The organism is Olivibacter sp. SA151, assembly GCF_054130995.1.
The window spans coordinates 1039493-1051556 of the sequence record NZ_CP096391.1; the positions used below are offsets into that span (position 1 = coordinate 1039493).

The 12064-nt window shown below is 39.7% G+C and carries 6 protein-coding genes; 4 read left to right on the forward strand and 2 right to left on the reverse strand.

The features are described 5' to 3' along the window. Window positions 1-158: 158 nt before the first annotated feature. Window positions 159-3524, forward strand: a complete 3366-nt coding sequence (locus M1D52_RS04095) for a DEAD/DEAH box helicase (protein WP_437394287.1) — start codon at window positions 159-161, stop codon at window positions 3522-3524. Window positions 3525-3575: 51 nt separating this feature from the next. Here the strand turns inward: M1D52_RS04095 and M1D52_RS04100 are convergent, their stop codons facing one another. Next, entirely contained in the window at window positions 3576-4115 is a 540-nt protein-coding gene (locus tag M1D52_RS04100; protein ID WP_013663833.1) for a hypothetical protein, read from the reverse strand. Window positions 4116-5257: 1142 nt separating this feature from the next. Here M1D52_RS04100 and M1D52_RS04105 point away from each other — a divergent pair. The 3 genes from M1D52_RS04105 (at window position 5258) to M1D52_RS04115 (ending at window position 11538) form a co-directional block, all read left to right on the forward strand. Beyond that, window positions 5258-7714, forward strand: coding sequence for a TonB-dependent receptor domain-containing protein (locus M1D52_RS04105; protein WP_437394286.1), 2457 nt, complete (start codon window positions 5258-5260; stop codon window positions 7712-7714). Between the two features lie 230 nt (window positions 7715-7944). After that, window positions 7945-9282 (forward strand): M16 family metallopeptidase, encoded by a 1338-nt coding sequence (locus M1D52_RS04110; RefSeq protein WP_198140306.1) that lies wholly within the window; start codon window positions 7945-7947, stop codon window positions 9280-9282. A gap of 207 nt (window positions 9283-9489) precedes the next feature. Continuing rightward, complete coding sequence (locus M1D52_RS04115) at window positions 9490-11538, forward strand: M16 family metallopeptidase (RefSeq protein ID WP_437394285.1); 2049 nt, start codon at window positions 9490-9492, stop codon at window positions 11536-11538. A 68-nt stretch (window positions 11539-11606) separates the two neighbouring features. Here the strand turns inward: M1D52_RS04115 and M1D52_RS04120 are convergent, their stop codons facing one another. Next, window positions 11607-12059 carry a GNAT family N-acetyltransferase gene (locus tag M1D52_RS04120; RefSeq protein ID WP_013663829.1) on the reverse strand — a complete coding sequence of 151 codons (453 nt, stop codon included), beginning with the start codon at window positions 12057-12059 and terminating at the stop codon, window positions 11607-11609. Window positions 12060-12064: the final 5 nt, after the last annotated feature.

The window sequence follows — 12064 nt, forward strand, 5'->3', positions numbered from 1 at the left end:
TCATCGCCTTAACCCCTCTCTATATTTTCCAATAAAAAGCGCTCCTGAACATTTCTTGATATTATTCATTCTTTATTGCAAATCTTAATTTGCTTATGAATAGCTTTGTTGAAGATAGACAATATTTGCGGGAAGTATATTCATAAGAATGTTATAAAATGACCTTTACAGATAAAATAATTGATTCAGAAGAGGCTTCTTATACAATTGAAGGTTTTGCGGATGAGCAATTGTCAGAAATCTTGATGTACAAACACTCGTCTGATCAACTCGTTCCGAATGCATCAGTTCATGTTAAACAACTATCCATCGACAGAGGCGTCTTTGATTATTCGCACCCTAACTTACATACTGCACAGATAAGGGTATGGACAGATCGGATTGAAAAGCGTCTCCATTTTCACTGCACTTGCTTAGAAACACCGCTTCGAATGTGCCAACATAGCAATCGGGTTCTTTATGAAATAATAAAAAACACAGATATCCGATTTTTTTTTGACGGAATTTCACGACATGTGAGAGTACGGCAAGTTGCGCGAGATTATGGTCTGGAAGACGAAGCAGACATCACTTCGCATTTCCATATGCATTATGTGGAGAATAAATTAATACTTACGCCAAAAATACAAGGCTTATTGAAAATAACGGATGAAAATGTACGGTATCTTAAAGGTAAGCTTTTACCGGATGTTAAACCGGCGTTCCGTGAACAAAATTTGGAGGGGAAAGTGATTCTTATTTATCCCCACAGACATTATGGCCACCTTACAATTCAGCTTGGGGAATTAGCGTTTGCCGTTAACGGGAAGGTTAAGGCCTTGGTTAATACCATTGATGCAACAACGTTATTGTGGCATGAAAAGCGGCCGGAATATATTCGCTTTTTGGCAGCGCTCAGTCGATTTCCCCAACCAACCAAGGAACCGTATAACGAAGATGATATTCGGGCCTTACACGAAATAGTGAAAAATCCCTTTGATATGCCCGTTTACTATCAAGGGAATTCAAAACAATTTCAGGCAAAGAATTTTAGTAGAGTGAACCTGCAAGTAATAGGGGCTGACCAATTTACGCTTGGAATTCGGAAAAAAGATAGCCTCTACCAAATAAGCCCGCTATTGCAGATAGCAGATCAATGGTACAGCATGCAAGAGCTCGTCTTTGCCTTTGATTGTTTTCTGCACATAGGGAAAACTTTTTATGCATTTAAGAACCATAATGTGTGGAGAGTATGCCGATTTTTTAAGAATCTAGGGACTGATCTGATCGTGCATGCATCGAAATATCATCTCTTGCAAAGTGAATTGTTGGATAAGGTAAGCGATACCTTAAAGGTGAACTACGCATTTCTTACAGAGGGGTACGATCAGTCATCTATGGAAACGCCGGTACAAGCTACCGAGCGAATCATTTATTTGTCAGAGTCTGAAAATTACATCGTGATAGAACCTGTTATGCGCTACGGGACAGTCGAAATTCCCATTCGTTCGAAACGACCCGTTTATGGGAAAGACGATTATGGAAATTCATTTTTGATTCGTCGTAACGATGAGCAGGAGTTGCAGTTCTTATCTTTTATCCTCAAACAACACCCTTATTTTCCGGAACAGTTAGATGACGATTTACTGTATTTTTATTTACATCAAGATCGGTTTTTCGACGGAAATTGGTTTTTAGAGGCTTTTGAGCAATGGCAAATCGAAAAAATAGCGGTCATGGGTTATGATAAGCTATCGATAAGCAAGCGAAGTCCGTATAAGGCTGCAATAAATATAGAAGTTACCAGCGGTATTAATTGGTTTAATACAAGGGTGAAGATTTCTTACGGCTCAAAGGTAGCTCGACTGCGCGACCTTGAAAAAGCGGTTAGAAATAAATCAAACTACGTACTCTTAGACGATGGAACCTATGGTATATTGCCTGCCGAGTGGCTTCACAAGTTTGAACAGTTCTTTAGCTTGGGAAGACGGGAGGGAGATTTACTTAAAACGGCCAAGATAAATTTTCAGGCTTTGCAAAGTGCCTACGAAACCGACATGTTCGACTCCGGTGTAAAGCAAGAGTTGCTTCTTTTTAAACAATGGAGCGATCAGGAAGAGGATCCGTCGCTAAAGATTCCAGAGGGATTTATCGGCAAGTTAAGGCCTTATCAATTGGATGGTGTAAAATGGCTTCATAGTTTAAGTCGGCTAGGCTTCGGCGGTTGTTTGGCGGATGATATGGGGTTAGGAAAATCCATTCAGATTATCGCTTTTTTGCTACTAAAGAAAGAGGAAGGAAAATCAGGTACGAATTTGATTGTTGTTCCGGCAACTTTATTGACTAATTGGTTGCAGGAATTCGAAAAATTTGCACCTTCATTGCGGATTTTTCTTTGGCATGGAGGACAACGGGATCAAAACCATACAATAGATTCTTGGGATGTCGTGTTAACTACTTACGGCACCATGGTAAGTGACCTGGATCGTTTTCAGGAAATAGAATTCGATCACCTATTTCTAGATGAGTCCCAACATATAAAAAATCCGCTATCTCAGCGATACCGAGCGGCCAATCGATTGAAGGCAAAGATTAAGATAGCGGTAACGGGAACACCTTTGGAAAACAATACTTTTGATTTATTTGGGCAGTTGTCGTTCGCTTGTCCAGGCCTACTAGGTAACAAAAGATATTTCCGTGATGTTTATTCTACGCCTATTGATAAATTCGGTGAAAATAGGCGTCTGGAAGAGCTTTTACATAAAATTAAACCTTTTGTTTTAAGAAGGACAAAAGCAGAAGTAATGGATGATTTGCCCGAGAAAACAGAAATGGTTATGTACTGTGAAATGGGCGAAGAACAAAGAAGGATATACGACGTATATGAAAAGGAATTTCGATCTTATATATCGGCACAAACGGAGGAAGAGCTAAGTAATAAAAGTGCAGTCGTATTAAAGGGCTTGATGCGACTACGCCAGATTTGCAATTCGCCGCTTTTGTTGAAAGATAAGTATAGCAATGTACCGAACGCCGCCAAAATTGAGTGGCTGATAGAAGAGATCGGGCAGAGGAGTGTTCAGCATAAGATTTTATTGTTTTCCCAATACGTGCATATGTTGGATTTGGTAGAAGATCAGTTGCATAAACAAGGATTGCAAACCCTTAAGATGACCGGAAGTACAAAGGTAAAGGACAGAGAGGGGCTGATTGAGCAATTTAAACTGGATGGGCGTGTAAAGGTATTTTTGATGAGTTTAAAAGTCGGCGGAGTCGGATTGAATCTTACAGAGGCGGATTATGTGTATTTAATTGATCCTTGGTGGAACCCGGCGGTAGAAGACCAAGCGATCGATCGTATTTACAGAATGGGACAGAAAAAAAATGTAATAGCAGTGCGATTGATCTGTAAGGAAACAATAGAGGAAAAAGTGTTGCAATTACAGCAAAGTAAGAGTGAACTGTTCACTAAACTGGTCGATTCGATAACCCTGACTAAAACATCTTTCTCTAAAGAAGCGTTGTTGCAATTATTATCCCGTTAAAAAGTCCTAAATCTTATACAAGACTAGGACTTTTCCAGGTATAAATACCTCCTAAAAAGGAGGTAAGGAAAGGTTGATATGTATGTTTGTGCTGCGTGGATAAGCGCGCGCATATTCGTCATAATAATATTCAGGATGTCTTTCTAAGGGTATATTTGCCATTAGCTGTATGCGGGCTCTTCCAAGATCGACATTCGCTAAGAAGGCCGGAACATTTGGTGTGAAAATCCAACGATTGCTTGACCAATATACATAGCCTCCACGATAGGGGTCGTAGAACGTACAATAATCCCTGAAATAAACATGATGTCTCGCTCGATAACGATGCGCACGGGCCCACCTGGGATATCCATAGTGATCATAACGGCGGTGCTTTTCGTAATATCTTGCCTGTTTCTTATAGTGTTTATGGCGTTTTTTATAATAATCTCTGTCGTATCGGTAGTGGTGCCGATGCCGATCATCGTCGTCATCCCAACGCTCATGCCCATGTCCTCGGCCATGCCCTCTCCCATGTTGCGCTAATGCCTCTGAGTAGCTAAAAATCGATAAGAGGACCACACATAAAGTAATAAATCTTGCTGTTTTCATGTTGTTCATTTTACATCCTATTGGAATAGATGTTGGAAAAAAGGTTTAATTTTTTTTACAAGTATTTTTTAAGAATCTTCTATAAAACCTATCGCTTTATTTTTTGAAAGTCGTTTTTGATGATTGAATTTTATAATATATTTGATGATCAGCATCAATTCTTGCCGTTCCTTATTAGGGGTTAGTTCTACAATATGACTTGCTAAAATAGTTAGTAATAGAATCGCGATCGTTTCTTTCGCCAAACACTACGGTTTTTTTGTTTAAGACGGAGCTTTCAGGCTCAAGAAAGCATTGCGAAATTCATAACCATAAATTGATTCGTTTTTTAATTTGCTCATAATGAGTTGTGTATAGCTATTTGTGCAGGCTCTACTTTAGTGTGAAAGGAAACAAGGATTCTGATATCTCTTTTTAGCTCATTTTCGATTCGTTAATTATTATGAAATTCGCAAAAAGATGACTGATTTATTTTTAATATACTTATTATCAAATGTTTAGTATGTCTATTTGAACTCGTGATCTAGCGTTATTTTGATGTAAATCGGATTTTGATGAGTTGTTTTTTTTGATACTATAAGCATTATAACGGCGCGAAAATGACACTTTGTCAGCGGTGTTTAGGGCGTTCTGAGGCAATGAAACCTAATTCACTGCAGGATATTATTAGCTGTTTTTGATAGGGTGTAATATTTTACCAATGTTTGAATATGATAATATGTGTAGTTGCTTATATCGTAGGGTAAAATAAATCGAGATGCAGAATCAAGGTAGTTAAATGAGAAATATAAAGAGAACGAAGAACAACCGGAATTCTTTTAAAATAAAAAACCCCACTTGGGGAGTGGGGCCGAAACCTAAGTTTCAAATCAACCTAAACCTGTCCTCTTTTTAGCATATATCGTGCCAATATTGAAGAAAGATGAGGCTTTACAGCCTATTTTTAATTCAAAAACGGCTTTGCATGTGTTTGTTTTAAGATATGTGAGTAGCCCTTAATTGGTTACGGGTAAGTCGTGCTGATTAACGCATGTTAATAAAACTATAAGTAACTAATAAGTTACCTTTTTATGAGTGATTTGTATACTTGTTGTTGTAACATTTGTCAATCGCGAACGACTAATGTTCAAAAAATAGATCAGATGAGTATAAGCAAACAGTTATTTGTATGTATTTTGATGCAGTTGAGTGCTTGCGTTGTGTTTGCGCAACAAGTGGGTGGACCGGGAAAGATAAAGGGGCAAGTAATAGATTCCTTAACGAACAAACCTATTGATTTTGCGACGATAACCCTTTTAAAAAGTACATCATCACAGTCCGTCACCGGGGCCCTTGCAAACGAAGGAGGGTCATTCAGTCTAGACAAAATACCCCTAGGGAAATATAAGTTGATTATCAGTGCGATGGGATACAGTCCAAAAACAATCAGTCCGATAGAAATTACAGAGCAGCTTACTTCCTTAAACGTGGCCAATGTGTTATTAAAACCTTCCGCAACCGAATTGCAAGCGGTTGAGATTACGGGGCAGGTGCCTGTGGTCGAAAATAAAGTGGATAGACTTGTCTATAATGCAGAACAAGATGTTACAGTAGCTGGTGGAAATGCCGCCGATGTGTTGCGGAAAGTTCCTTTGTTATCAGTAGATATGGATGGTAACGTGTCCTTACGGGGAGATCAAAACGTTCGTATCTTTATTAATGGAAAACCGTCCGGGGCCATGACGAACAATGTAGCGGACGCGTTACGTATGATTCCGGCTGATCAGATTAAGAACGTTGAAGTTATTACGAGTCCTTCAGCGAAATACGACGCCGAGGGCACTTCGGGAATCATCAATATAATTACTAAAAAGAAAGACGTTGTGGGCGTGAACGGTTCCATTTCGGGAGGTATTGGCACGCGCCAAAACAATTTCAACGGAAACGTAAATGTGCGAAAAGGCAAGCTGGGCGTTACCGCTAATTTGGGCGCTATGTGGGGTTGGCCCGTTACAACGGATGTAACCTTTGATCAACGATCTTTGACAGATCAGCCATTGATTTCGCAAAACAGCGCCAGTACCACGAAAAGAGGTGGAGGAAGAGGTAGCTTAAGTGTTGATTACGACATAGATGATAAGAATATTATTACATCCTCTTTCAATTACAATCAGTTTCGAATGGAAACAGATGGAGATATGACGTCCATTTACGGTGGGATTAACCAAATTTTAAGTAATTCGAGAAACCAGATTAAATTTCATGGCTTTGATTGGAGTGCCGATTACACCCATAAATTTGAGAAAAAGGGGCAGGAATTGACATTTGCCGGCCAATATTCTAAAAACAACAATAATACTGATTACAATACCTTATATAGACAGCAGGGTTTTAGGCCCAATGAAATGGGCTATAATAATGGTGTAAATGATGAACTCACCTTTCAGGTAGACTATACCCATCCTTTTAAGAAGGTCGTACTGGAAGTAGGTGCAAAAGCGATCCTTCGAGATATCTCTTCCGACGTCACGGTCGACACCATGCTGCAGAATGGTTCATATATCAATCATGCACAACGATCTTATGATTTCGGTTACAAACAAAATGTGGGTGCCGGTTATTTTACGGTGAGTGTTCCCTTTGCTAAAGATTATGAATTGAAAGCGGGTGCGCGTTATGAATATACACTGCTTGACGGTGATGCAGTAGCAAACTTTCCGGCCTTTGAAAACAATTATCACAACCTGCTTCCCAGCGTGGTGTTATCGAAAAAGCTGGGGCAGATGTCTAATGTTAAACTAAGCTACAACCAGCGTATCCAAAGGCCAAGCTTGTTCTACTTGAATCCCTTCCGTAATGAAGCAGATCCGGTGAATCAACGGCAGGGAAATCCTGAATTGGATCCCGAGCTATCGCACAACGTTGAATTGGGTTATTCAACCATGATCAAAAGTACGATTCTGAATGCATCGCTTTATTATAGGCGTACAAATGACGTTATAGAGTCAATATACACCAATATTGGAACGGAGGAGCAACCAATCGTACTGCAGAGTTTTGAAAATATCGGACGGAATAATTCATTTGGTACCAACCTGTTTGCTTCTGTCAATCCGATTAAGATTTTGACGTTAAGAGGTAACCTGAATTTGTATACTTATGATATTAACCTTCAAAATATCGATGACAACTTGACTTCGCAAGCAGGTAATGTTTACTGGATGTACCAGGCTTTCCTAAGTGGTACGGTTAACTTGAAAGGTGGACTTATCGCAGAGACATTCGTTATATTGAATGCGCCGAGACGTACTTTTCAAGGTTACAACCCTGCATTTAATATGTGGAGTATTGGTATGAAAAAAGAAATATTCAAAAAACAGGCAAGTATCGGGTTGAATATTATCGATCCATTTAATGAGAAAAAGAATTTCAGATCAAAAATTCAAACCGCTAGCTATAAGCAAGAATCGAATTTCGCCGTACCATTCCGTTCTTTCGGTATAACATTCAGCTGGAAATTTGGTAAAATGAATTACAATGCTAAACCGCGAAAAGAACGAGGTATACAGAACGACGATCAAAAAGCGGGTGAAAGTGGACAAGGGCAGCAAATACAATAAAGCATAATATCATATCGACTTAAGGAGCCGGGCCATTTATTTAGCCCGGCTTTTTTGTTCAAAATAAACTGATTGCCTCTTTTGTTGAAGTGAGGTCGTGAATGAAGGCACAATTTTTTTTGTATGAGAAAGTAAAAATAGGTTAATTCGTGTAACAATATAGGCTTAAACAGATCAAATGCAAAAATACCAAACCAAATGCTTCCAACGCATTACAACAATCAACACATATGAATAAAAAAAAGCTAGTAATGGGCAGTATGCTGATTGGTCTACTTGGCTCGAGCAGTTTACTGAATGCCCAAGAAAAAATCCAATTCAAAGAATTTAAGCTCGACAACGGATTAGATGTTATTATGCACCAGGATAAAACCACCCCTATTGCAGCCGTTTCTGTGCTTTATCACGTGGGTTCAAAAAATGAAAAACCCGATCGTACGGGATTTGCACATTTCTTTGAGCATTTGCTATTTGAAGGAAGCGAAAATATTGGCAGAGGCGAATTTATGAAAAAGATACAGGGCATAGGAGGGACGCTAAATGCCTATACCTCAAATGACCAAACCTATTACCATGAAGTCGTTCCGTCTAATTATTTGGAAACTGCCTTGTATATGGAAAGTGAACGAATGTTACACGCAAAGATCGACTCAGTTGGAGTGGAAACGCAGAGAGAAGTTGTTAAAGAAGAAAAACGCCAACGAATGGATAATCAGCCTTATGGTTCCATACTGATTGAAGTCTTAAAACGAGCCTATCACAAACATCCGTATCAATGGGCACCCATCGGCTCCATGGATCACTTGAACGCTGCTTCCTTGCAGGAGTTTATGGACTTTTATAAAACCTACTATGTACCTAACAACGCCGTTTTGTCCATCGCCGGAGATATCGATTACGAACAAACGGAAAAGTGGGTTCGTAAATATTTTGCAGAAATACCCAAGGGAGAAAAAGAAATTGTGCGGCCATCAATCGTAGAGCCCAAGCGAAATCAGGAAATCCGTGATGTCGTCTACGATAATATCCAATTGCCGGCAGTGGTGGAAGCATACAACCTTCCGCGTAAGGATAGCCCTGATAGTTACGCACTCAACATGTTGTCTACCTATTTAGCGGGTGGAAAAAGTTCGCTGCTTACAAAAGAAGTAGTGGATAAGCAGCAGAAAGCGGTACAAATAATGGCTATGCCTTTAGATTTGGAAGATGGCGGCCTATTCCTATTTTTAGGGATTGCTAATATGGGTGTCAGCGCTGATTCATTAGAAGTTGCGATTGATGCACAGATTGAAAAACTCAGAACCACCGGAATAACCGATAAAGATTTTGCGAAATTAAGGGCGCAAACAGAAAACGCTGTGGTAAGCCGCCACGCTTCTGTTGCCGGTATTGCCGAAAGCCTGGCCGAAGCGAAGGTGTATTATGGTGATGCAGAAGAAATCAATAAAGAGCTGGCCAATTATAATAAAGTCACAAAGGAGGATATACAACGCGTAGCCAGAGAATACCTGAACAAAGACGGTAGGGTCGTGTTACATTACCTGCCTAAAAAAGGAGAAAGCAAATAGATGGGTTTCTAATAAAAATTAAGACTCGATAGCCACGAGCTTCCAAAAAAATAGTTATGAATCGTCCATGTTTAAAATTTCATTTTCATCTCACAGGAATATCAAATTTAAAGCATGGTAAGCTCCATCTGACCGATGGAATAAAAACCGGTTCGCGGTTCATGAGTGCGAAATAGTAAAATAGAATTGACGAATAATTATTTACAGATGAAAAGAATTTATATATATACACTGCTATGTTTTCTATCAACAGGCCTTTCTCAAGCGCAAGTTGATCGTACGAAATATCCTGAGCCTGGTCCCGCTCCTCAAATTAATATCGGCGATGCTGAAACTTTTACACTGCCTAACGGATTAAAAGTATTTGTTGTTGAAAACCATAAACTGCCCCGTGTTACCTATTCGCTAGTGTTGGATCGTTCACCTTTGCTTGAAGGCGAGAAGGCTGGTTTAACCAGCTTGGTAGGAGATATGCTGATGGGAGGTACAAAAAATCGGACGAAAGACCAGATCGACGAGGAGATCGATATGATTGGCGGAAAAATTTCTTTCGGATCTACCTCCGCTAATGCAAGCTCATTAACCAAGTACCAAGATAAACTGTTAACGTTATTTGCAGACATTCTATTGAACCCGTCATTTCCGCAGCCGGAACTTGATAAGCTGAAGAAACAGGCAATTTCCGGCATTGCCAGCTCAAAAGATAGCCCGGATGAAATTTCGGAAAAGGTCTCCAACGTTGTATTATATGGTAAAGACCACCCCTACGGAGAGTTTGCAACCGAAAAAACAGTTTCCAATGTGCAGCTATCTGATATCAGAGAGTACTACAATGCATACTTTAAGCCGAATATTGGATACTTGGCAATTGTTGGTGATATTACAATAAAAGAAGCAGAGCGTTTAACTAAGCAATATTTTGGCGCCTGGCAAAAAGGAGAGGTCAAGAAGCGGGAATGGCCCGTGCCTGCTGCACCACAAAAAAATGAAGTGATTTTAGTCAACCGTCCTTCGAGTGTACAATCCGTTGTTAACGTAACTTATCCGCTTGCGCTCAAACCTAACGACGCTGATGCAATTCCTGCTCAATTGTTGAACAATATCTTAGGCGGAGGTTCTGCAGGGCGTTTGTTTCTAAACCTTAGAGAACGCAAAGGCTATACGTATGGTGCATACTCTTCTTTATCGCCTGACAAAATCGTCGGAAATTTCAGCGCCGGGGCGAGTGTTCGGACGGAAGTGACAGACAGCGCTGTATACCAGTTTTTGGAAGAACTGAAACGGATCGATAAAAAGACCATTACTGAACAAGAATTAACCGATTCCAAAGCTATATTAAGTGGTAGTTTTGGCCGTTCGTTGGAACAGCCCGCTACCATTGCCCGCTTTGCCATCAATACGGAGCTGCAAAATCTTCCTAAAGATTATTATAAGAATTATCTTAAAAACCTAAATGCCGTTACCGTTGAACAGCTCAATACCTTAGCCCCTAAATACATAAAGCCTGAACACGCGTATATTGTCATTGTTGGAAATACGGATGCTTTTAAAGATCGAATAAAGCAATTTGGTGAAGTAAAATATTATACAAATGCGGGTGAACCGGAGGTGAAAGCCGCTATTCAAGACGCTAGCTTAACGGCAGAGAAAGTGATTGATAAGTATCTTGAAGCGATTGGAGGGAAAGATAGACTTATGAAAGTTAAAACATTGAAAAGCGTGCAAGAAGCAGAGATACAAGGTATGAAAATAACGGCGGAGTTATTGGTTGACCAAACGAAACCCATTGCGATACAGTCAATGAAAATGGGTCCTCAGGTCATGTCGAAGTTTATTATTCGGCAAGATAAGGCTACGATGATTAATCAGGGGCAACAACAGGCTGTGCCTGATGATATGTTCAAATCCTTAAAGAACGCGTTGGAGATTTTTCCGGAACTAAATTATATGAAAAATGGAACGAAGCTTGCTTTGGATGGTATGGTAAAGGTAAATGACGAAGAGACCTATAAAGTGTTAGTTACAACGGCCGATGGATCAAAGTCTGTAAACTATTATAGCGTTGTTAGTGGTTTGAAGTTAAAGTCAGAGAGTGCCAGCGAAGGGGAGGCGGAAATAAATGAATACAAAGATTACAGCGGTATTAAATTGCCGGCCGTTAGTACGATTAAAAGCCCCAACATACCGGTACCACTAAAAATGGTAGCAATTGAACAAGTTATAAACCCGGCTTTTACACCGGCTGATTTTCAATAGTAATATACAAGGAGGTAATACATTATAGTATTAGCCTCCTTGTTATTGTCGATAACCTTTCCTGCTAGTTAAGAATGACTATTCTCGGTAATAAATTCGTAGTTGATATAATCCGTCTTTCTAAATCCGAATTTTTCAAATAAGGTCTGAGAGTTTACATTATCGACCTTAGTTGCTAGGTATACTTTGCTTTTGTTGGTTTTCTTGCTAAAGAAAACAGCTTCGCTGAGCAGCGACTGAGCAACGCCCTGATGCCTATATTCATCAGCAATATAAATATCGTTTAACAACCATATCTCCTTAATTCCTGCTGGTGTAAAGAATGGAAACAGCAGTGTAAACCCCGTAATGCTGTCGTCTATAATGGCGATGAAAATAATGCAATCTTTCTTCGTTAAACGATCTCTTAAAAACTCCTTCCCACCCGCTAGATTGTAGTCTTGGCCCGCAGTTGTTCGGTATTCGGCAAAAACAGCGGCAAGTGGTTCCAAATCTTGCAAATTGGCTTGTCTGATTTTCATTTTGT